This is a genomic window from Solwaraspora sp. WMMD792 (genome assembly GCF_029626105.1).
Classification (GTDB): Bacteria; Actinomycetota; Actinomycetes; order Mycobacteriales; family Micromonosporaceae; genus Micromonospora_E.
The window spans coordinates 3668611-3690298 of sequence record NZ_JARUBH010000009.1; the positions used below are offsets into that span (position 1 = coordinate 3668611).

Below are 21688 nucleotides of genomic sequence, written 5' to 3' on the forward strand. Positions count from 1 at the left end.
GGGCCACCGGTCGCTCCACCCGCAGCCGCGTTTGCGCTTGCCGCCACGCTGCCCCCTCCCGATACCCACGAACGGCCAGACTAGTCTGGGCCGTCTGCCGTATCCTGCGGGGGACGATTGGTCGGGATCACGCTCCGCACCGGACGTAACACGGCGGAAACATTAGAGACATGGTGGGGCAACCCTGCGGCCATAGCGTCGCGACCAGCATAGCCATCAGTGCGACGTGCCAGGAGGACGTGTGTTCGCCAATCCCGAGGAACTACTGCGGTACCTCAAAGACGAGGGCGTGAAATTCGTCGACGTACGCTTCTGTGACCTGCCCGGCGTGATGCAGCACTTCAACTTGCCGGTCGAGTCGGTCGACGAGGACATTTTCACCACCGGCCTCGCCTTCGACGGGTCTTCGATCCGTGGTTTCCAGGCGATCCACGAGTCGGACATGCTGCTGCTGCCGGATGTCGCCACCGCCTTCATCGACCCGTTCCGGATCGAGAAGACGCTGGCGCTCAACTTCTTCATCCACGACCCGTTCACCCGGGAGCCGTACTCCCGGGACCCGCGCAACGTGGCCAAGAAGGCGGAGGCCTACCTGGCGGCGAGCGGCATCGCCGACACCGCCTACTTCGGGCCCGAGGCGGAGTTCTACATCTTCGACTCGATCCGCCACGAGACCTCCGCGAACCAGGCCTACTACTACATCGACTCGATCGAGGGCTGGTGGAACAGCGGTCGCGAGGAAGAGGGCGGCAACCGCGGGTACAAGACCAACTACAAGGGCGGCTACTTCCCGGTGCCGCCGGTCGACCACTACGCCGACCTGCGTGACAAGATCGTCCGCAAGCTGATCGACACCGGCTTCACCGTGGAGCGGTCGCACCACGAGGTCGGCACCGCCGGCCAGGCCGAGATCAACTACAAGTTCTCCACCCTGCTGCACGCCGGCGACCAGCTGCAGCTGTTCAAGTACATCGTGAAGAACACCGCCTGGGCCAGCGGCAAGACGGCGACCTTCATGCCGAAGCCGCTGTTCGGCGACAACGGCTCCGGCATGCACACCCACCAGAGCCTGTGGCTCAACGGTGAGCCGCTGTTCTACGACGAGACCGGCTACGCCGGCCTGTCGGACACCGCCCGCTGGTACATCGGCGGTCTGCTGCACCACGCGCCGTCGCTGCTGGCCTTCACCAACCCGACGGTCAACTCGTACCGCCGGCTGGTGCCCGGCTTCGAGGCGCCGGTCAACCTGGTGTACTCGCAGCGCAACCGGTCCGCCTGCACCCGTATCCCGGTCACCGGCAGCAACGCCAAGGCCAAGCGGGTCGAGTTCCGGGTGCCGGACCCGTCGGCCAACGTCTACCTGGCCTTCTCCGCCATGCTGATGGCCGGTCTGGACGGCATCAAGAGCAAGATCGAGCCGCCGGAGCCGATCGACAAGGACCTGTACGACCTGCCGCCGGAGGAGTGGGGCAACGTCAAGCAGGTGCCGGGTTCGCTGCCGGCCGTGCTGGACTCGCTGGAGGCCGACCACGACTTCCTGCTCGAGGGTGGGGTCTTCACGCCGGACCTCATCTCCACCTGGATCGACTGGAAGCGGTCCAACGAGGTCGACCCGGTCCGCCTGCGGCCGACCCCGCACGAGTTCGCGATGTACTTCGACTGCTGATTCCGGCCGCGCCGGTCCAGCAGTGGACGACGGCGGTGGGGGCGGGCCTCGGCTCGCCCCCACCGCCGTTTCGCTGCCCGCCCCGGTCTCGTCCGACGTCCGTCAGCTCGCGTCGGGGCGCCGGGCGGACCGGACCGCCCGCACCACCAGCACCACGATCAGCGCGCACATGGCCACCGTGCCCGGCGCCTTGGTGAGCGCGGCGACCCCCGAACCGTCCGGCAGGACCAGGAAACCGGCGACCGCCACCGGCAGCAGGAACCACCCGGTGCGGTACGCGGCGGCGGCCAGCAACGCCAACGGCCAGCTCAGGTACCACGGGTAGACGACCGGCGCGGCGAGCACCGTGGCGGCCAGCGCCAGCCCTGCCCCGAACACCACGGTCCCCCGGTCCCAGGTCGCCGGTGGGCCGACGGAGTCCGCCACCGGCACGGCACGACCGTCCGGGCCCCGCCAGCCGGCGAACGGTCCGCCGCCGCGCCACACCCGCCACCACAGCCACACCAGGAAACCGGCGAGCACCGCCAGGCCCACCACGCGGGCCGCCCCGACCGCGTCCAGTCGCACCCCGACCAGTCGCCCCAGATAGTCGATCAGCAGCCCGACGGCGGTCGGCGGTGAGGTCCACTGCCGCGAGTCGCCGCTGCGAAACAGCCCGTCCACCCAGCCCAGGCCGAGCCCGGACAGCGCCGTGGTGGCCGCGACCGCGCCGACCACCCCCGCCACCACCAGCGCACCGGCCCGGACCAGGGCGGCCGGTCGGCGCGGCCCGGCCACCGCGAGCACCGCCGCGAACGGTACGACCACCAGGGCCGTCGCCTTCACCGCGACGGCCAGCCCGAGCAGCAGCCCACCGGCGACGGCCGCCACCGACGCACCACCGACGCCGCCGGTCCCTGGATCGGTCCCGCGGGCCGAGCCGGCGGCGATCACCCATAGCGCCGCGACCAGCAGACCGACCATCAACGCGTCGTTGTGCGCCCCCGACACCAGGTGGATCAGCACCACCGGGCAGCCCAAGGTCAGCCAGAGCGCCCGGCCGGCCGGCAGGCCGCACCTGGCGGCCAGACCGGGCAGCGCCACCGCCACCAGCACCAGCCCGGCCACGGCGGTCAGCCGCAGCGCCAGCAGGGTGCCGATCAGACCGGCACCGACCGCGACCGCCAGCCCGGCTAGCCAGACGAACAGTGGCCCGTACGGGGCCGGGGTGTCGCGCCACAGCGGGGCGACCGCGTCGACCCAGGGACAGCCCTGACCGGCCACTCCGGAGTACGGGTCGCCACCGTCGCGCAGAATCCAGCCCTGGCAGGCGTACGAGTAGATGTCCCGGCTGCCCAACGGCGGCGCCACCAGCAGCGGCACCGCCCAGAGGCCGACGGTGGTCGACGCCCACCGTACCGACGGCACACCGTGCCGGGCCGACCACCAGGCCCACACCATCGCACCGGTGCCGGCGGCCCAGGCGAGCACGCTGAGTACGCCGGTTCCGCTGGTGAAGACCGCCCAGCCGGCGGCCGGTGGTTCGGGCAGCGCGCCGCCCAGGCCGGCGGCGACCGCGAGGGCGACCGCGCCGGCCAGACCGACGTAGCGGATGAGGTGGTACCGCGTCCCGGGCTCGCCGCCGCGGTCAGGCACCGAGGACCCGCTCCGCCGCGGCCCGGCAGCGGCGGGCGGTCCGCAGGTAGTCGTCCAGGAACTGGCCGGGGTCGGTGCCGCCGAGCAACCGGACCACCCCGGCCAGCTCGGCACCGTGCCGGGGCAGTTGGTCGGTGGCCCGGCCCCGGACCAGCATCAGCGCGTCGCGGACCCGGGAGGCGAGGACCCATCCGGCGCGCAGCGCGGTCGCGTCGGCCCGGTCGACCAGGCCGGCATCGCGGGCCGCGGCCAAGGCGACCAGGGTACGGGTGTCGCGCAGCGCCGGCACCGCGTGCCCGTGCCGCAGCTGGGTCAGCTGCACCGCCCATTCGACGTCGGCGAGCCCGCCCCGGCCGAGCTTGGTGTGGGTGGCCGGGTCGGCGCCGCGCGGCAGTCGTTCGGTCTCCACCCGGGCCTTGATCCGGCGGATCTCGACGACCTGCTCCCGGCTCAACCCGCCGGCCGGGTAGCGGACCGGGTCGGCGACGGCGACGAACTCCTCGCCCAGCGACGGGTCGCCGCAGACGAACCGGGCCCGCAGCAGCGCCTGCGCCTCCCACACCTTCGCCCACCGGGCGTAGTACTGGGCGTACGCCGCGAGGCTGCGCACCAGCGGCCCCTGCCGGCCTTCGGGGCGCAGGTCGGCGTCCACCCCGAGCGGCGGGTCGGGGGCCGGCATGCCGAGCAGCCGGCGCAGCTCCTCGGCGACCGCCCGGGCGGCGGCGCTGGCCTCGTCGTCGGCGAGGCCGGGCGGTGGGTCGTAGACGAAGAGCACGTCGGCGTCGGAGGAGTAGCTCATCTCGTACCCGCCGAGGCGGCCCATGCCGATGATCGCGAACCGCAGACCGTCCGGTGGCGGCACGGTCTCGACCGCGACCCGCAGCGCGGCGGCGAGCGTGGCGTCGGCCACCGCGGACAGCCCGGCGCCGACGGCGGCCACGTCCAGCCGGCCCCGGGCCTCGCGGGCCGGGGCCAGCGCGCCGGCCCGGTTGAGTACGTCGGCGCAGGCCAGCCGGAGCAGTTCGCGCCGGCGCAGGGCCCGTACCGCGCGGACCGCCTGGACCGGGTCGGGCGGCTCGCCGCCGCCGCTGCCGAGGTGGCGGGCCGCAGCGGCGTCGAAGCCGGCGCGCAGCACCGCCGCGTCGCGTGGGGTGAGTTCGACGTCGGAGGCCAGCATCCGCAGTGCCTCGGGCTCGCGGGCCAGCAGGTCGGCGGCGTACCGGGACAGCCCGAGGGTCCGGGCGAGCCGGCCGGCGACCAGACCTTCGTCGCGCAGCAGCCGCAGGTACCAGGGGGTGCTGCCGAGCTTGTCGGACACCTGCCGGTAGCTCAGCAGCCCCCGGTCCGGCTCGGGGGCGTCGGCGAACTCCTGCAGCAGCACCGGTAGCAACGTGCGCTGGATGGCGGCGGTCCGGGAGACGCCGCCGGTGAGGGCTTCCAGGTGCCGCAGCGCCCCGGCCGGGTCGGCGAAGCCCAGCACCTCGAGCCGGCGCCGGGCGGCCTGTGGGGTCATCCGCAGCGACTCGGCCGGCACCCGGGCGACGGATTCGAGCAGCGGCCGGTAGAGCAGTTTGGCGTGCAGCCGGCGTACCTCGGTGGCGTGACTGACCCAGTCGGCCCGGAACGCGTCGACGACGTCGGTTTCGGGGGTCGAGGCGTAGCCGAGGGCCTGGGCCAGCCAGCGCAGCGCCACCGGGTCGGCCGGCACGGTGTGGGTGCGGCGCAGCCCCTGCAGTTGCAGCCGGTGCTCGACGCCGCGCAGGAACCGGTAGCCGCGCAGCAGCGCCTCGCCGTCGGCGCGGCCGACGTACCCGCCGGCGACCAGGGCCCGCAGGGTGGGCAGCGTGCCGGGGGCCCGCAGCGTCTCGTCGACCCGACCGTGCACCAACTGCAGCAGCTGGACGGCGAACTCGATGTCGCGCAGCCCGCCGGGGCCGCGTTTGATCTCGCGTTCCAGCTCGCGGGGTGGGACGTTCTCGATGATCCGGCGCCGCATGGCGCGCACGTCCTCGACCGCCTCCGGGCGCTCGGCGGCGTGCCAGACCAGCGGCGACAGCAGCCGGATCCACTCCTGCGCGAGGTCGCGGTCGCCGGCCGCCGGCCGGGCCTTGAGCAGCGCCTGGAACTCCCAGGTCCGGGCCCACCGCTGGTAGTAGGCGAGGTGGCTGGTGAGGGTACGGACCAGTGGCCCGCGGTTGCCTTCCGGGCGCAGCGCGGCGTCCACCGGCCAGGCCACCAACCCGCAGATGTGGATCAGGCGGGTGGCGACGGTAGTGGCGACCGTCAGGTCGGCGTCGTCGGCGGCGACGAAAATGACGTCCACGTCGGAGACGTAGTTCAGCTCGTTGCCGCCGCACTTGCCCATCGCCACCACGGCGAGCCCGGGCGGGCCGCTGCCGTCGGGCAGCTCGGCGACGGCGATGTCGTACGCGGCGGACAGGGTCGCGTCGGCCAGCGCGGACAACGCCGCCATGGTCTGTTCCAGGCACCGTCCCCCGGTCAGGTCGGCCGCCGCGATCCGCAGCAGGGCCAACCGGTACGCCCGGCGCAGCGCGGTGATCGCCGCCGCGCCGACCAGCGGGGTCGGCGCGGCGTCGGCATTTCCGTCGGCAGCGGCGGGGGGCGGGTCGACGTCGAGGGCACCGTCGGCGGTGGGGGCCACCCCGTTCTCGGTGGCGAGCACCGACCACTGGTCCGGGTTGGCGACCAGATGGTCGCCGAGGCTGGATGAGGCACCGAGGACGGCGATCAGCCGCCGACGCAGCCCCGGGTCGGCGTGCAGGGCGTCGAGCACCGGCGACCCGCCGGCACCGTTTCCACCGCCAACCCCGCTACCGCTACCGCCGGTGCCGGCGTCGCGCCGCTGCGCCTCGACGAGCCGGTGCAGCTGGCGCAGCGCCAGATCGGGGTCGGCGGCCCGGGACAGCGCGGTCAGCAGTTCGGCGGCCGGCGGGTCGACGGGCTGCTGCGCCTGCACCTGCCACAGCCCGAGCCCGTCGGGGCCGAGCAGGTCGGCGGCCCGGACGGTGTCCGTACCGCTGACGTCGAAGCCGTATCGGGCGAGCCGGCCGGTGGCACTGGTCGGTCTGGTCATCGGGGGCCTAACTGCCGAGCAGTGGAAGGGTCCGGGGGAGGTCCGAGTCGGGCAGCTGGCCGAGGGCGAGCGCGGCGAACCGGACGGCGAACGGTTGCCAGACCTCCTCGATGTCACCGAGCACCTCGACGCAGGCGTCGACGACCACGTCGGCGGGCAGGCGCAGCTCGGTCAGGAGGGTCGACCCGGCCGCCCAGCTGCTGACCATGTCCCGGTCGCACTCGATGTGGAACTGCAGCCCCCAGGCCCGGTCACCGAGGCGGAACGCCTGGTGGGGGTAGTGCGTGGAGGCGGCCAGCAGCACCGCGCCGTGCGGCAGCTCGGTGATCTCGTCGACGTGCCACTGCAGCACGTCCGGCGCGAGCGGCACGTACCGGAACAGCGGGTCGGTGGCGGCGGCGTCCCGCTTGCCGACCAGCGCAGGCCCGATCTCCGGCCCGGCGGCGCTGCGTTCGACGGTGCCGGCGTGCGCGGTGGCGAGCAGGTGCGCGCCGAGCCCGATGCCGAGGGTCGGGATCCGGTGGCGGACGGCCTTGCGCAGCAGCCCTTCGACCGCGGGCAGCCAGCCGGCGGCCGGGTCGGGACCGACGGCGGACGGCCGGCCGCCGAGGACGATCACCGCCGGTCGGCCGGCCGGGTCGGCCGGGACCGGGTCATCGGCGTACGGGCGACACACCTCGATCGGCAGGCCGGCTTCGGCGAGCCACTCCCCCAGCCGTCGCAGGTCGTCGGTCGGGTCGTTCTCGATCACCAGAGCGCTGCCCACGTGTCGAGGCTATCCAATCGGCCGGGGCGGTGACCGTAGGTGGTGCCTGCGTGCTCGCGGTTGCGTACTCGTAAAATCTGCTCGCTCGGACCGGAACCAAATCTGCTCGTTCGGACCGGTAACCTCGCGTAGTCTCGCGCCGGTGACCGACCCGCGACCGGCCGACCGCCGAGGCGGCGAGCCGCTTTCCCGAGCCGGTGAGACGGTTCCACCTGGTGCTCTGACGCTGCACCCGCCCGCGCTGCGACCCGGTGACGAGGTCCGGGTCGTGGCCCCGGGTGGGCCGGTGGCCGCCGAGCCGGTCGAGCGGGGGATGGCCGTGCTGGCCGGCTGGGGGCTGCGGCCCCGGTTGGGCCGGCACGCGCTGGGCCGGCGCGGTTTCCTGGCCGGCACCGACGAGCAGCGGGCCGCCGACCTCGCCGAGGCGTTCGCCGACCCGGCGGTACGGGGCATCGTCTGCGCCCGGGGCGGCTACGGCACCCAGCGGGTGGTGGACCTGCTGGACATCGCGGCGGTACGCCGGGATCCGAAGGTCGTCTGCGGCTACTCGGACATCACCGCGCTGCACCTGGCGCTGTGGCGGGGCGCCCGGTTGGCGACGGTGCACGGGCCGGTGGCGGCCTGGGACGACGAGCGGACCCCGGCGGTGTCCGCCGGGTCGCTGCGCCGGGCGCTGATGGAGCCGGTGCCGACGGTGCTCACCCGGTCGCCGAACGAGGCCGGCGCGGCGGTGCTGGTGCCGGGTCAGGCCGACGGCACCCTGCTCGGCGGCAACCTGACCGTGCTCGCGGCCTCGGTGGGCACCGCCGACCTGCCGGACCTGACCGGGGCGATCCTGCTGATCGAGGAGATCGGTGAGCCGCCGTACCGGGTGGACCGGCTGCTCACCCAGTTGCGCCGGGCCGGCGCGCTGGATGGCCTGGCCGGGGTCGCCCTCGGCCAGTTCACCGGCTGCGCCGACCGGCACGGGGTGGACGTCGCCGAGGTGCTCACTGAACGGCTGGGTGATCTCGGCGTGCCGGTACTGGGTGGGCTGCCGCTCGGGCACGGGCAGACCCCACGCAGCGTCGGCCTCGGCGTACCAGCCAACGTCGACGCCGCCGCCGGCACCCTCCTGGTCTCTCCCGCCGTGCGCTGACCTGAGCTGGCCGGATTCTCAGCCCGTTGACAGCTTCGGCATGGGTTGCGTTGAGGGCGGCCGGGCACCGTCGGTCAGGTCACCGCACCACACCGAGACGACATCCGGAGGTTCGACTTGTCCAGACGGATCACAAGGAAGCGGGCGCTCGCGGGCCTGGCTGCGGCGGGCGTGCTCAGCGTCGGGATCGCGGCGCCGACCATCGCCTTCGCGCAGGAGGGCGCCGAGCCGAGCGCCAGTGCCAGCGCCGACGGATCGACCGGCGAGGAGCGCCGGGCGGCGAAGATGACCGACCTGGCCGAGGCGCTGGCCGCAGAACTCGGCGTCTCCGCCGACGACGTCACCGCCGCCCTGGAGAAAGTCCATGATGAGCGGGCCGGTGACCGGCCCGAACGTGGAGAGCGGCCGGAGGGGACGGCCGACCGGCAGGCGGCGCTGCAGGAGCGGCTCGACGCGGCGGTCGCCGACGGAAAGCTCACCCAGGCCGAGGCAGACGCGGTGCTCAAGGCGTACGAGGAAGGGGTGCTCGCCGGCCCCGGACGCGGCGGTGGTCCGGGCCGTGGCAGCCCGATGGGCGGTACGGACGAGGAGCCGGATGCCGCCCAGTCGCCGGACGGCACCTGATCCGCTCCCGCCCCCGAAAGGTCCTGGCGCCGGAACACCCCTCGCGGGGTTGCTCCGGCGCCAGGATCGTCTTCGCGCCGGCCGGTAGCGGTACCCGGGCCGGCGGCGGCCGGGGACGACGAGCCGGCTCAGGCGATGCAGGCGCAGACGATCAGGGCGGCGCCGAAGTGCGACGCGGCGCTGACCCGGGCGGCGGGGTGCGGCTCGTCGGAGCAGATCACCGCGCCGAGCCGGCCGGGGGTCAGCCAGTCGAGCACGGCGAAGGCCAACGCCATGATGCCGAGCCCGATCAGTCCGAAGAGGATCGTCGAGGCGAGCCCTTTGGTGAACGACGGGTAGCTCGTCAGGATCGCGGTGAAGACGATGCCGGCGACGCCGAGCTGGTTGGCGGCGAGCAGCAGCGCCGCGTTGCCGTTGCGCTGCACCCAGATCAGCTCGCGCAACTTCCCAGGGGTGAGCCAGTCGACCACCACGAAGCCGGCCGCCATCAGAGCGACGCCGACCGCTCCGAAGACGATGCTCTGCCAAGCTCCGGTGAGCAGATCCTCCAGCACGCACGTTCCTCCCGATCGGGTCGCCGCGGGGGCGGCGAGTGTCGGGAGGGACGATAGCGTGGCGGCGCCAGCCCGCTCAGAGCGCGCCGAGGTAGCGGCGACGCTCGTACGGGGTGACCTCGCGGCGGTACTGCTCCCACTCGGAGCGCTTGTTGCGCAGGAAGAAGTCGAAGACGTGCTCACCGAGCACCTCGGCGATCAGCTCCGAGCTGGCCATCACCTCGATGGCCTCGGAGAGGTTCTCCGGCAGCGACTCGTACCCCATCGCCTTGCGCTCGGCGGCGGACAGCGCCGACACGTCGTCCTCGGAGCCCGGCGGCAGCTCGTAGCCCTCCTCGATGCCCTTGAGACCGGCGCCGAGCATCACCGCGAAAGCCAGGTACGGGTTGGTCGCCGAGTCCAGCGAGCGGACCTCGACCCGGGCCGAGTTCGGCTTGCCGTACGCGGGGACCCGCACCAGCGCGGACCGGTTCAGGTGCCCCCAGCACACGTACGCCGGGGACTCGGTGATCCGGTCCGGCAGCGCCTGCGGGAACAGCCGCTTGTAGGAGTTGACCCACTGGTTGGTGACCGCGGTGTACTCGCGGGCGTGCACCAGGAGCCCGGCGATGAACGCCTTGGCGACCTTGGAGATCTTCATCGGGTCACCGGCGTCGTGGAAGGCGTTGCGCTCGCCCTCGAACAGCGACAGGTGGGTGTGCATCCCGCTGCCCGGCTGGTCGGTGAAGGGCTTGGGCATGAAGGTCGCCGCGACGCCGTGCGACAGGGCGACCTCCTTGACCACGTGCCGGAAGGTCATGATGTTGTCGGCGGTGGTCAACGCGTCGGCGTAGCGCAGGTCGATCTCCTGCTGACCGGGGGCCACCTCGTGGTGGCTGAACTCGACCGAGATGCCGATCCGCTCCAGGGCGAGCACCGCCTGGCGGCGGAAGTCACGGGCCACCGCGTGGGTGGTGTGGTCGAAGTAGCCGCCGGAGTCGACCGGCACCGGGGTGGACCCGTCGGCCGGGCTGTTCTCCAGCAGGAAGAACTCGATCTCGGGATGGGTGTAGAAGGTGAAGCCCTTGTCCGCGGCCCGGGACAACGCCCGGCGCAGCACGTGCCGGGGATCGGCCCAGGACGGCGTACCGTCGGGCAGCAGGATGTCGCAGAACATCCGGGCGCTCTCGCCGCTGACGCCGCCCTCGAACGGGAAAACCTGAAATGTGGTGGGATCCGGCATGGCGACCATGTCGGACTCGAAGACCCGGGCGAACCCTTCGATGGCGGAGCCATCGAAGCCGATGCCTTCTTCGAATGCTGCCTCAAGCTCAGCCGGCGCGACCGAGACGCTCTTGAGCGTGCCGAGCACGTCGGTGAACCACAACCGAACGAAACGGATGTCGCGCTCTTCCAGAGTACGGAGCACGAACTCCTGCTGACGGTCCACGTCTACCCCTCGTGACACTGGTCTGCCCGGACCGGTTCCATTCTCCGCGCTGCTGCCCTCCAGCGCAGGACCAGGTGCTATCGGCTCCCACCTGAGCTGCCCAGTCTTTACCGACCTCGTTACACCGACGTTACGGGACCGCTCCGGTCGCGCACCTGGCGGGGCTAGCCGACAGTCCACACCATTCCGGCACTTTACTACCAACCATCACGAAGGGGATATTAGACCACGATCACCGGAGCACACCGGAGCATGTCCGCACAGTCACCTGACCGGTCCCCGCCGCGAGGCGTCGGCGACCGGCGGGTTGGTCGGGGTCGCGCTGGGGGAAGATAGCGACATGCCGACGCTGCGCATCGCCCTCGCCCAGGTCAACCCCACCGTTGGCGATCTACCGGGCAACGCCCGGCTGGTCCGCGACTACACCCGTACGGCGGTGGACGCCGGCGGGCAACTGGTCGTGTTCCCGGAGATGATGCTCACCGGCTACCCGGTGGAGGACCTGGTGTTCCGGGAGTCGTTCGTCGCCGCCGCCCGGTCCGGCGTCGGGCAACTCGCCGCCGACCTGGCCGCCGACGGGTTCGGCGACGTACCTGTGCTGGTCGGCTACCTCGACGCCGACGGGCCGGCCGCGATCAGCGCCGAGGCCGACCCGGGCCGGGGTCCGCGCAACGCCCTCGCCGTGTTGCACGGCGGCACCGTGGCGGCCACCTACTTCAAACACCACCTGCCCAACTACGGCGTCTTCGACGAGGACCGCTACTTCGTGCCGGGCACCGCGTTGACCGTCGTACGCGTCGGCGGGGTCGACGTGGCGTTGACCATCTGCGAGGACCTGTGGCAGGCCGGCGGGCCGTTCACCGCCGCCCGCCGCGCCGGCGTCGGCCTGGTCGTCACGGTCAACGGGTCGCCGTACGAGTTGGACAAGGACGACGCCCGGCTGCCACTGGTGCGGCGGCGGGCCGCCGAGGCCGGTGCCACCGTGGCGTACGTCAACCTGGTCGGCGGGCAGGACGAGCTGGTCTTCGACGGCGACTCGATGATCGTCGCCGCAGACGGCACGCTGCTGGCCCGCGCGCCGCAGTTCGTCGAGCATCTGCTGCTGCACGACCTGACGCTGCCGGACGCGGACGCCCCGGCGCAGGACCCCGCCGCGACCCCGGAAGCCGCCGACGCGACGGCCACCCCGGAGACCCCGGACGGCCCGGACCGGATGACCGTCGACCGGGTGGTGGTCGGTGACCGGTCGGCCGACCCGACGGGCGGGCCGGTCAGCGGCGGGGTCGCCGAGCCGCTGCCGGCCGAGGCGGAGATCTGGTCGGCGCTGGTGCTCGGGCTGCGCGACTACGTCCGCAAGAACGGCTTCTCCTCGGTGGTGCTGGGGCTGTCCGGCGGGATCGACTCGGCGGTGGTGGCCGCGATCGCGGTGGACGCGCTCGGCCCGGACCGGGTCGTCGGCGTCTCGCTGCCCAGTCAGTTCTCCTCCGAACACTCCCGGTCCGACGCCGCCGAGCTGGCCAAACGGACCGGCCTGGACTACCGGATCGAGCCGATCCAACCGATGGTCGACCCGTTCCTGGCCAACATCTCGCTCTCCGGGCTGGCCGTGGAGAACCTGCAGGCCCGGGTGCGCGGGGTGATCCTGATGGCGCTGTCCAACCAGGAGGGCCACCTGGTGCTGACCACCGGCAACAAGAGCGAACTGGCGGTCGGCTACTCCACCCTGTACGGCGACTCGGTCGGCGGCTTCAACCCGATCAAGGACGTCTGGAAGTCGCTGGTGTGGACGCTGGCCCGGTGGCGCAACGACGACGCCGTGCGGCGCGGCGAGGAGCCGCCGATCCCGGAAAACTCGATCGCCAAGCCACCCAGCGCGGAGCTGCGACCCGGCCAGCTCGACACCGACTCGCTGCCCGACTACGCACTGCTCGACGGGGTGCTCACCGGCTACATCGACGGCGATGCCGGCCGCGACGACCTGGTCGCCGCCGGGCACGATCCGGCGCTGGTCGACCGGGTGCTGCGAATGGTGGACCTGGCCGAGTACAAGCGGCGGCAGTCGGCGCCCGGCACCAAGATATCGATCAAGGCGTTCGGCCGTGATCGACGGCTGCCGATCACCAACCGGTGGCGGGAGCCCGGCGACGGATGAGACCACCGGGTGCCCGGGTGAGGTGTGAATTCCTGCACTGAAGCCTCTCCGCGCCGGTGCCGCCGGTGGCACCATCGGGGACGTACCCCGGGGACCGCGACCGCGGCCACGAGGGTGAGAGGAGACGACGATGTCCCGATCCACGCCGGGCGCCGGGCCCAGCCAGTCAGCCACACCCACCGAGCCGGCCGAGTCAGCCACGCCGGCCGAGGCCGTCGCACTGTACGGCGGACCGGTCAGCCGCCGGGTCCGCGCCCGGGATCTGATCGCCGCCAAGGAACGCGGCGAACGGTGGGCCATGCTCACCTCGTACGACCAGTACACCGCCGCGATCTTCGACCAGGCCGGTATACCGGTGCTGCTGGTCGGCGACTCCGCGGCGAACAACGTGTTCGGCCACGAGACCACCGTCCCGGTCACCGTCGACGAACTGCTGCCGCTGGTCCGGGCCGTGGTCCGGGCCACCCGGGGTGCCCTGGTCGTCGGTGACCTGCCGTTCGGCTCCTACGAGGAGGGGCCGACGCAGGCGCTGCGGACCGCCGTACGGTTCATGAAGGAAGGCGGCTGCGGCGCGGTCAAACTCGAAGGCGGCCGGCGGGTCGCCGACCAGATCGCCGCGCTGACCGGGGCCGGCATCCCGGTGATGGCGCACGTCGGCTTCACCCCGCAGCGGGAGCACACCATCGGCGGCTACCGGGTGCAGGGCCGTGGCGACGCCGCCGACGAGGTGATCGCCGACGCCCACGCGGTCGCCGAGGCCGGCGCGTTCGCCGTGGTGCTGGAGATGGTGCCGGGGGTGGTCGCCAAGCGGATCACCCACGACCTGCCGGTGCCGACGGTCGGCATCGGCGCCGGCCCGGAGACCGACGCGCAGGTGCTGGTCTGGCAGGACATGTCCGGCATGCGGTCCGGCCCGACCCCACGGTTCGTGAAGACCTACGCCGACCTCGCCGGGATGCTCGCCGACGCGACCCGCCGGTACGCCGACGACGTCCGTGCCGGCCGGTTCCCGACCGCTGCACACACCTTCTGACCGACCGCCGTCACCGTCCGGTCCCGGCGGATCGCAAGATCCCCCGGGACCGGGCGATCTCACAGATCGGTGACCCGTACCCCGGAATGTGCCTTGTACCGGCGGTTGATGGCGATCAGGTTGGCGGTGAACGCCTCGATCTGGTGCGCGTTGCGCAGCCGGCCGGCGTAGATTCCCCGCATGTCCGGGATCCGCGCGGCGAGCGCGGCGACGACCGCCGCCGCCTCCCGGTCCTCGGCGCAGATCAGTACGTCCAGGTCGATCCGCTCGATCTTCGGGTCGGCCAGCAACGGCGCGCTCAGGTGGTTGAAGGCGGCGCAGACCCGTGAGTCGGGCAGCAGCGCCGCGGCCTGCTGCGCGGCGCTGCCCTGCGCCACCGGCAACGGGTACGGGCCCTGCTTGTCGAAGCCGAGCGGGTTCACGCAGTCGACCACGATCTTGCCGGCGAGCGGGCCGCGCAGTGCGGCGACGGTCGCCTCGTGACCCTCCCACGGCACCGCGACGATCACCAGGTCGGACCCGCCGGCCACCTCGTCGTTGCCGTCGCCGCTGATCACCCCGGCCGCGACCCCGGGCAACGCGGCGATCTCCTCGGCGGCGGCGGCGGCCCGGGCACCGTCGCGGGACCCGATGCGGACCGGCTGGCCGGCGCGGGCGAGCCGGTACGCCAGGCCCCGTCCCTGGTCGCCGGTGCCGCCGATGATGCCGACCGTCAGGCCGGAGACGTCGGGCAGTGTGCTGGCGTCATATCCCATCCGCTCATCCTCACCCACCAGACGGCCGCACGGGACCGGACCGTGACGTCGACCACCACCCGGTTCCGCACCGGCCACCACCTGCTCCGACCTGCGGTCAGCCGCTGCTCGCGGCGGGGACCGGCCCGGGCTCGTCGGCCGGGTACCGGAAGATCACCCGCCGGCTGGCCGGGTCGGCGGTGACCAGCCGGACCCGGACCCGTTCGCCGACCGGTGGAGCGCCGGTGCAGCGGGCGATCACCGCCGGCTCGTCGAGGGCGACGGTGCCGCGCGGCGCCCGCTTCGCGGTGCCCGGGTCGGCGTCCAGCACCGCGACGTCGAACTCCGCACCGACCCGGTTCGCCAGCAGCACCGCCTCGGTCAGGTCGATCGCGGCGCGGGCCGCCGCGCTGGCGGTCCGGTCGGTGCCGGCCATCACCTCCGGCAGCCGGGGCAGCGCCTCGGCGACCGGCGGCGGTACCTCCCGGCCAGCGGTCACCGCCAGGCACACCTCCGTGGCGTACCGGTCGGCCAGCCGCCGCAACGGCGCGGTGACGTGCGCGTACGGGGCACCGACCCCGCCGTGGCCGGATTCTGCCGGTGCCTCGTCGGCGAACGCGGTGTACCGGGCACCGCGCAGCAGCTCGGCGGCGTGGTCCAGGAACGCGGCGCCGCGCGGCTGTGCCGCGTCGACGCCGGCGGTGACCTCACCGACGGCCGCGCCCGGCGGCCACCAGACGCCCAGGGCACGGGCCGCCGCCCGCAGCCGGGTCACCGCCGCCGGTTGCGGTGCCGGCATGGTACGCAGCAGACCGACGCCGGCCCGCAGCATGATCTCGGCGGCGGCCATCCCGGTGAGCAGCGAGATCTGGGCGTTGTGCTCCTCGATCGGCAGCGGTGGACGCAGCACCAGTCGCCAGCCGTCGCCGGCTGGTTCGACGTCCTGGTCGGGCAGCGGGAGCGCGACCGCGCCCCGCGCCGCCGCCCGCGCGCTCAGCAGCCCGCCGATGCGCGGCAGCCGGGCGATCGGCTCGGCGAGTTCGGCGAGCCGACCGGCGGTCAGTGCGGCGTGCACGGTCGGGTAGTCGAGCTGCGCCCGGCTGCGGACCCGGGCGCGTTCCAGCCGGGTGTCGACCAGCGCGCCGTCGGCGGCCAGGTCGAGCGTCCACACGACGGCCGGTCGGACGGCGTCGGGCAGCAGACTGGCGGCGTTCTCGCTGAGGCTGGGTGGGTGCAGCGGGATGGTTCCGTCGGGCAGGTAGATGGTCTGGCCACGGCGCCAGGTCTCGGCCTGCAGCGGGCCGCCGTCGGCGACGAACCGGGCGACGTCGGCGATCGCGTACCGGATCCGGAAGCCGCCGCCGGGCCGGTCGGTCAGGCACATCGCCTGGTCCAGGTCGCGTGACCCGGGCGGGTCGAGGGTGACGAACGGGATGTCGGTGAGGTCGGTGAGGTCGGCCTCCGGCGGCGGTACGCGCGACGCCGCCTCGTCCGCCTCACGTTGCGCCGCGGGCGGGAACGCGGTGGGCAGTTCCAGCTCGCGGCGCAACGCGCCGAAGTCGATCCGGGGCGCGGTCAGGCGTGGCAACGGCACGGATCATTCCTAGCAGCCGGCCGCCACGCCGACGCGCCGGTGGTGCGTCGGCGGCCGGCCGGACACGGTGTGCAGATGCGGTGGCCGGTGTGCGCCCCGGGTCAGCGGCCGGCCTTGCGGGCGGTCTGGGTCCCGGCCTTCTTGGTGGTCTTCTTCGCGGTCTTGCGGGTGGCCGCCGCCTTCTTGGCGGTACCCCGCTGGGCGGGGGTGGCGTTCTTCGGTGAGGTGGCCCGCTGCACCCGGCCGGCGGTGCGCTTCGTCGCGGCGGCGACCTTCTTCCCGGCCCGGCCGGTGGTGCCCTTGGCCGGCGTGGACCTGGTCGCGGTCGTCGTCGCCGTGGTTTTCGCGGCCGTGCTCTTGCCTGCGGTCGCGGTCTTCTTCGCCGGGCTGGTCTTCCTCGCTGGGCTGGTCTTCGCCGCCGGACTGGTCTTGCGGGCGGTGGCCGTCGCCTTCTTGGCTGGAGTGGTCTTGCGCGCCGTGGCCGTCGTCCTGCGCGCCGCCGGGCTGGTCTTCTTGGCCGCTGCCTTCTTCGCCGTCGGGCTGGTCTTGCGCGCCGTCGGGCTGGTCTTCTTCGTAGCGGGTTTCTTTGCCGCCGTCGCGGACGTCTTCCGCGCGGACGTCTTCTTCGCCGCCGTACTCGTCTTCTTCGCCGCCGTCTTCGTGGTGGCGGTGCTCGACGCCCGCCGGGTGGCGGGACGGGTCGCGGCTTTGGTGCCAGCAACCATGACTTTTTCCTCCTTGCGGACTTTCAATGGATTTGTCCCCTACGGAGACAATGGAGTCTCCGGTCCCCGACCCACGTACGGCCGGACCGGCCTAGCCCTGCTCCCCGGTCCAGCGGGCGTCCTCGGTCTCCCACTCCTCGTTGCGTTCCGACACGCGCTGCAGCGCCTGCTCAGCTTCGGCCTTCGAGGTGTAGGGACCGAGCCGGTACTTGGCGGCACACAGGTCCGCCCCGGACTCCACGCGCTGATGACGAAGACACCAGAAGTACTCGCCACCAGGTCCGCTGTCGCTCATGAGAACACTGTGCACGGAAAAACGGCATAGCGCTACCGTTTCGCCCAAAATGTCGCCGCTTTTCCATAATAGACGAGCGCCATTGCAGCCGGCTCCCATGCCGGCAATTGACGGCTCGATACGAAAGGCCGGCAACGCCCCGCGCCAAGGCGAGTCGAGTCGAGTCCATCCTGGGCGGAGCGGACCGGGTGCCGTCGCGGAAACCGAGCCAGGTCAACCGGTCGCGAACGCTGTCTCGATCAGCCGCCGCAGCCCGTGGCCGTCATCGACGGTCACGTCCGGCACCCCGTCGGGCTGGCCCCGTTCCCGACCGGTGCGGGCCGAGACCATCAGCACCGCCGCACCGGCACCGGCCCGCCGGGCGCACGGGACGTCCCGGGCCGGGCTGTCTCCGACGAACCAGCAGTCCGCAACCGGTACGCCGAGTGCCCGCGCCGCGAGCCAGGCGACCTCAGGGTTGGGCTTACGCACCCCGGCCTCGTCGCTGTAGATCTGCACGGCGAACCGGTCACCGAGACCGACGGCGTCCAGGAAGTCGCGGTGGGCCGCACCGCACAACGTGTTGCTGACGATCGCCAGCGGCAGACCGGCGTCGGCGGCGACGTCCAACGCGGCACGGATACCGGGGCGTACCGTCCAGTCCGCGCGCCGGGTCCACGCGTAGCTCAACGCGGTCGCCTCGCGCAGCACCGCGTCGCGGGCCGGGGCCGGCCAGCCGGTCGTGATGAACTCCCGCCAGACCTGCTCGTGGCCGTACTCCCGGGGGCGGTCCTGCTCGCCGATCCGGTCCCGCCAGGCGGCGTACTCGCGTTGCCCGTCGACCAGTGACCGGGTGATCCGTTCGGCGGACAACGCGTCGCCGACCAGCCCGCACAGCCGGTCGACCAGGTGGACCGGCCGCGGTGACATGGACGGGGCGTCGACGAGGACGCCGCCGAAATCGAGCAGCAGGGCGCGAGGGGTGGGCAGCATCCGACCATCATCCCCGGTGGCTGGGCGCGCCGGCGACCCTGGGACTCGCCATGTTTACGCAAACACGGCGAGCACTGCTAGTGTCAGCGCGGCTACCGGCGTACCCCCGACACCGGGCGTCGCCGACGCCAGGAGAGGAAGGTCTCGGCGCCCGATGAGCTCGACCGCACCCGACCCGCCGGGGCGTCGCCGACGCCGGGTGTCGATGGCCGACGTGGCCCGGCTCGCCGGGGTCTCCACCCAGACCGTCTCCCGGGTGTCCACCGGGCACCCAGGTGTCATCCCCAGCACCCGCGAGCAGGTCGTCGCCGCGATGCAGCAGCTCGGCTACCGGCCCAACAGCGCCGCCCGGGCACTCAAGTACGGCGAGTTCCGCACCATCGGCGTGATCACCTTCACCCTGTCCACCACCGGCAACAGCAACACCGTGGAGGCGATCGCCACCCACGCCGCGGCCGAGGGTTACGTGATCACGCTGATCCCGGTCGCCGCTCCCACCCAGGACCGGGTGCTCGGTGCCTTCACCCGGCTCGGCGAACTCGCGGTCGACGCGGTCATCGTGATCATGGAGGTGCACCTGCTCGACGCCAGCACCGTGCTGCTGCCTCCCGACGTGCATCTCGTCGTGGTCGACTCGGACGCCGGTGACCGCTACCGGGTGGTCGACACCAACCAGGCCGACGGTGCCCGGCAGGCCGTCCGACACCTGCTCGACCTCGGCCACCGTACGGTGTGGCACGTCGCCGGACCGCCGGAGTCGTACGCCGCAGAGCGGCGGGCGACCGCCTGGCGTACCACCTTGTCGCAGGCCGGCCGGGAGGTGCCGGCGCTGCGCCGCGGCGACTGGTCGGCCGAGGCCGGCTACCGGGCCGGCCTCGAACTGGCCGACGAACCGGCCTGCACCGCGATCTTCGTCGCCAACGACCAGATGGCGCTCGGGGTGCTGCGGGCCATGCACGAACGCGGCCGAGTGGTGCCGCGTGACGTCAGTGTGGTGGGCTTCGACGACATCGCCGAGGCCGGGTCGTTCATCCCGCCGCTGACCACCGTCCACCAGGACTTCGCCGAGGTCGGGCGGCGCTGCGTGGAGGCGGTGCTGCATCAGGTCCGGACCGGCACCGCGCAGACCGGCACCACCCTGGTGCCGACCCGCCTGGTGGTCCGGGCCAGTACCGCCGCCCCGCCGACGGCACGCTGACCCAGCAGTGCCGACGGCACGCTGACCGGATCCCACGGCCGGTCAGTGCGCCGTCGGCACCGCCCGTACCGAGACCCCCCGGGGCGGCAGCGTCTCGGCCGGCCCGACCAGCGGTACGCCCGCAACGTCGGCCAACGACACCGGCTCGTCGGTCCGGTTGATCAGGAACCAGTGCTCGCCCCGGACGGCCAACTCGACCCGGCCCCGCAGCCGCTCCGGCAGGTCGCTGGTCACCCCGGCCGCCGTCGCGAAGCTGGCCAGCACACCGGCCAGATCGGACACTCCGAGCCGGGTGGAGACGTAGCCGGCGGAACCGGCACCGACCGTACGGCGGGTGACCGCCGGCCGGCCGGCGTACTCGCCGGTGCGGTAGGACGCCAGCACCTCGACCTGCGGATCGGTCACCGTGACACGGTCGGTCCACAGCTGGCCGGTCGCGCCGGTGTCCAGCAGCACCTGGGCGCCGTCGGGCAGCGGGCCGAACTCCTCGATCCGCAGGCCGAGCAGATCCCGCAGCGCCCCCGGGTAGCCGCCGAGCCAGATGTGGTCGTGCTCGTCGACGATCCCGGAGAAGTAGGTGGTCACCAGGTGGCCGCCGGCGGTGACGTGCTCCCTCAGCCGGCCGGCGAGCGCCGCCGGCACCAGATGCAGGATCGGGGCGACCACCAGGCGATACCCGGAGAGGTCGGCGGCGACCGGCAGCACGTCGGCCCGGATGCCGAGGGCGAGGAACGCCGAGTACCAGTCGAGCGCCTCCTGCTTGTAGCGCAGCCGCGACGTCGGATGGGAGTCCTGCTCGCAGGCCCACCAAGACTCCCAGTCGAACAGGATCGCCGCCGGTGCCGGCGTGCGCGGGCTGCCGGCGACACCGGCCAGGTCGGACAGCGTACGGCCGAGCGCGGCGACCGAATGGAACAGGTCGCTGTCGGCCCCGGCGTGCGGCAGCATCGCCGAGTGGTACTTCTCGGCGCCGGCCGCCGACTGGCGCCACTGGAAGAAGCAGACCGCGTCGGCGCCGTGCGCCACGTGCGTCAACGAGTCGCGGGCCAATTCCCCGGCACGTTTGGGCAGGTTGACCGGCTGCCAGTTGACGGCGCTGGTGGAGTGCTCCATCAGGAACCAGGGTCGCCCGCCGGCCAGGTTGCCGGTCAGGTTCGCCGAGAAGGACAGTTCGTCGAGGGCCTGCGGTCCGGGGTGCACGTAGTGGTCGTTGGCGACGAAGTCGACCTCACTCGCCCAGTCGGCGTAGTTCATCCCGGACGACTCCCCCATCACCATGAAGTTGGTGGTGACCGGTACGTCCGGGGTGACCTCGCGCAGCAGGTCGCGTTCGGCGCGCAGATGCGCGCGCAGCGCGTCGGAGGAGAACCGCTTGAAGTCCAGCTGCTGGGTCGGGTTCGGGTAGGAGGCGGCCTGCCGGGGCGGCAGGATCTGGGCGAAGTCGGTGTACCGCTGCGACCAGAACGCCGTACCCCAGGCGTGGTTGAGCGTGTCGATGTCGCCGTAGCGGTCCCGCAGCCAGGCGCGGAACGCGGCGGCGGCGTCGTCGGAGAAGTCGTAGACGTTGTGGCAGCCGAGTTCGTTGGAGACGTGCCAGGCGGCCAACGCCGGATGGTCCCGGTAGCGCTCGGCGATCGCCCGGACCAGACGCAACGCGTACGCCCGGAAGATCGGTGAGGTGGGCCGCCAGTGTTGCCGGGCGCCGGGCCAGACGGTGGCGCCGCGCCGGTCGACCGGCAGGATCTGCGGGTGCGCGGCGGTCAGCCACGGCGGCGGCGAAGCGGTCGCGGTGGCCAGGTCGACGGCGATCCCGTTGGCGTGCAGCAGGTCCATCACGTCGTCGAGCCAGGCGAAGTCGAACTCGTCCGGGCCGGGCTGCAGCCGCGCCCAGGAGAAGATGGCCAGCGAGACGATGTTCACCCCGGCGGCGCGCATGGCCGCCACGTCGTCGTCCCAGACCGACCGGGGCCACTGTTCGGGGTTGTAATCGGCACCGTAGCCGATCCGGGGGCCGCCGTTGCCCGGCCAGCGCAGCCAGCGGTAGTCGCCACCGAATGCCACGTACGTCTCCTCGCTCCT

General features: G+C 72.9%; 17 protein-coding genes. 6 read left to right on the forward strand and 11 right to left on the reverse strand.

Features of this window, described 5'->3' with window-relative positions:
- The first annotated feature begins 241 nt into the window (after positions 1–241).
- The gene (gene glnA, locus O7629_RS17475) at positions 242–1666 is read left to right on the forward strand and encodes a type I glutamate--ammonia ligase (RefSeq protein WP_278170396.1); all 1425 of its coding nucleotides are present in this window, start codon (positions 242–244) and stop codon (positions 1664–1666) included.
- 102 nt (positions 1667–1768) lie between these two features.
- Here glnA (O7629_RS17475) and mptB read toward each other — a convergent pair whose 3' ends face one another.
- From mptB to O7629_RS17490, 3 genes are read right to left on the reverse strand one after another with little or no spacing between them, the layout of a single operon-like run.
- Positions 1769–3301 carry a polyprenol phosphomannose-dependent alpha 1,6 mannosyltransferase MptB gene (mptB, locus tag O7629_RS17480; protein ID WP_278170397.1) on the reverse strand — a complete coding sequence of 511 codons (1533 nt, stop codon included), beginning with the start codon at positions 3299–3301 and terminating at the stop codon, positions 1769–1771.
- Positions 3294–6395, reverse strand: coding sequence for a bifunctional [glutamine synthetase] adenylyltransferase/[glutamine synthetase]-adenylyl-L-tyrosine phosphorylase (locus O7629_RS17485; protein WP_278170399.1), 3102 nt, complete (start codon positions 6393–6395; stop codon positions 3294–3296). Before O7629_RS17485 ends, mptB begins: the two co-directional genes overlap by 8 nt.
- Before the next feature lie 7 nt (positions 6396–6402).
- On the reverse strand, positions 6403–7161 hold the full coding sequence (locus tag O7629_RS17490; protein ID WP_278170400.1) for a type 1 glutamine amidotransferase: 759 nt from the start codon (positions 7159–7161) through the stop codon (positions 6403–6405).
- Between the two features lie 220 nt (positions 7162–7381).
- Here O7629_RS17490 and O7629_RS17495 point away from each other — a divergent pair, with 220 nt between their 5' ends.
- Together O7629_RS17495 and O7629_RS17500 are read left to right on the forward strand one after the other, a co-directional pair.
- The gene (locus O7629_RS17495; RefSeq protein ID WP_278174569.1) at positions 7382–8299 is read left to right on the forward strand and encodes an LD-carboxypeptidase; all 918 of its coding nucleotides are present in this window, start codon (positions 7382–7384) and stop codon (positions 8297–8299) included.
- A 117-nt stretch (positions 8300–8416) separates the two neighbouring features.
- Positions 8417–8923: a hypothetical protein gene (locus tag O7629_RS17500; RefSeq protein WP_278170401.1), complete on the forward strand. Its 507-nt coding sequence runs from the start codon at positions 8417–8419 to the stop codon at positions 8921–8923.
- Positions 8924–9051: 128 nt separating this feature from the next.
- On the opposite strand, the gene O7629_RS17505 is transcribed toward O7629_RS17500, so the two are convergent.
- Positions 9052–9477, reverse strand: a complete 426-nt coding sequence (locus tag O7629_RS17505) for a DUF350 domain-containing protein (protein WP_278170402.1) — start codon at positions 9475–9477, stop codon at positions 9052–9054.
- Positions 9478–9553: 76 nt separating this feature from the next.
- A complete protein-coding gene (glnA, locus tag O7629_RS17510; protein ID WP_123602782.1) occupies positions 9554–10906 on the reverse strand; it encodes a type I glutamate--ammonia ligase in 1353 nt (450 codons plus the stop codon).
- A 340-nt stretch (positions 10907–11246) separates the two neighbouring features.
- On the opposite strand from glnA (O7629_RS17510), the gene O7629_RS17515 reads away from it, so the two are divergent.
- Positions 11247–13058, forward strand: a complete 1812-nt coding sequence (locus tag O7629_RS17515) for an NAD+ synthase (RefSeq protein WP_278170403.1) — start codon at positions 11247–11249, stop codon at positions 13056–13058.
- Between the two features lie 130 nt (positions 13059–13188).
- Positions 13189–14091: a 3-methyl-2-oxobutanoate hydroxymethyltransferase gene (gene panB, locus O7629_RS17520; protein WP_278170404.1), complete on the forward strand. Its 903-nt coding sequence runs from the start codon at positions 13189–13191 to the stop codon at positions 14089–14091.
- Positions 14092–14150: 59 nt separating this feature from the next.
- Here panB and npdG read toward each other — a convergent pair whose 3' ends face one another.
- The 5 genes from npdG to O7629_RS17545 all read right to left on the reverse strand — a co-directional run bounded on the left by npdG (position 14151) and on the right by O7629_RS17545 (position 18411).
- Positions 14151–14846, reverse strand: a complete 696-nt coding sequence (gene npdG, locus O7629_RS17525; RefSeq protein WP_278170406.1) for an NADPH-dependent F420 reductase — start codon at positions 14844–14846, stop codon at positions 14151–14153.
- Positions 14847–14943: 97 nt separating this feature from the next.
- A complete protein-coding gene (locus O7629_RS17530) occupies positions 14944–16419 on the reverse strand; it encodes an RNB domain-containing ribonuclease (RefSeq protein ID WP_278170408.1) in 1476 nt (491 codons plus the stop codon).
- Positions 16420–16520: 101 nt separating this feature from the next.
- On the reverse strand, positions 16521–17144 hold the full coding sequence (locus O7629_RS17535) for a hypothetical protein (protein WP_278170409.1): 624 nt from the start codon (positions 17142–17144) through the stop codon (positions 16521–16523).
- A gap of 91 nt (positions 17145–17235) precedes the next feature.
- Complete coding sequence (locus O7629_RS17540) at positions 17236–17439, reverse strand: hypothetical protein (RefSeq protein ID WP_123604862.1); 204 nt, start codon at positions 17437–17439, stop codon at positions 17236–17238.
- Between the two features lie 213 nt (positions 17440–17652).
- Positions 17653–18411 (reverse strand): HAD family hydrolase, encoded by a 759-nt coding sequence (locus O7629_RS17545; RefSeq protein ID WP_278170412.1) that lies wholly within the window; start codon positions 18409–18411, stop codon positions 17653–17655.
- Between the two features lie 154 nt (positions 18412–18565).
- Between O7629_RS17545 and O7629_RS17550 the strand changes: the two genes are divergently transcribed.
- Positions 18566–19609, forward strand: coding sequence for a LacI family DNA-binding transcriptional regulator (locus tag O7629_RS17550; protein WP_278170413.1), 1044 nt, complete (start codon positions 18566–18568; stop codon positions 19607–19609).
- Between the two features lie 42 nt (positions 19610–19651).
- Here O7629_RS17550 and O7629_RS17555 read toward each other — a convergent pair whose 3' ends face one another.
- The gene (locus tag O7629_RS17555; protein WP_278170414.1) at positions 19652–21670 is read right to left on the reverse strand and encodes a beta-galactosidase; all 2019 of its coding nucleotides are present in this window, start codon (positions 21668–21670) and stop codon (positions 19652–19654) included.
- Positions 21671–21688 lie beyond the last annotated feature (18 nt).

Coding starts and splice junctions, on each gene's coding strand:
- O7629_RS17485 (WP_278170399.1), bottom strand. CDS start 6,395: ATGACCAGACCGACCAGTGCCACCGGCCGGCTCGCCCGATACGGCTTC.
- O7629_RS17515 (WP_278170403.1), top strand. CDS start 11,247: ATGCCGACGCTGCGCATCGCCCTCGCCCAGGTCAACCCCACCGTTGGC.
- panB (WP_278170404.1), top strand. CDS start 13,189: ATGTCCCGATCCACGCCGGGCGCCGGGCCCAGCCAGTCAGCCACACCC.
- npdG (WP_278170406.1), bottom strand. CDS start 14,846: ATGGGATATGACGCCAGCACACTGCCCGACGTCTCCGGCCTGACGGTC.
- O7629_RS17535 (WP_278170409.1), bottom strand. CDS start 17,144: ATGGTTGCTGGCACCAAAGCCGCGACCCGTCCCGCCACCCGGCGGGCG.
- O7629_RS17540 (WP_123604862.1), bottom strand. CDS start 17,439: ATGAGCGACAGCGGACCTGGTGGCGAGTACTTCTGGTGTCTTCGTCAT.
- O7629_RS17545 (WP_278170412.1), bottom strand. CDS start 18,411: ATGCTGCCCACCCCTCGCGCCCTGCTGCTCGATTTCGGCGGCGTCCTC.
- O7629_RS17550 (WP_278170413.1), top strand. CDS start 18,566: ATGAGCTCGACCGCACCCGACCCGCCGGGGCGTCGCCGACGCCGGGTG.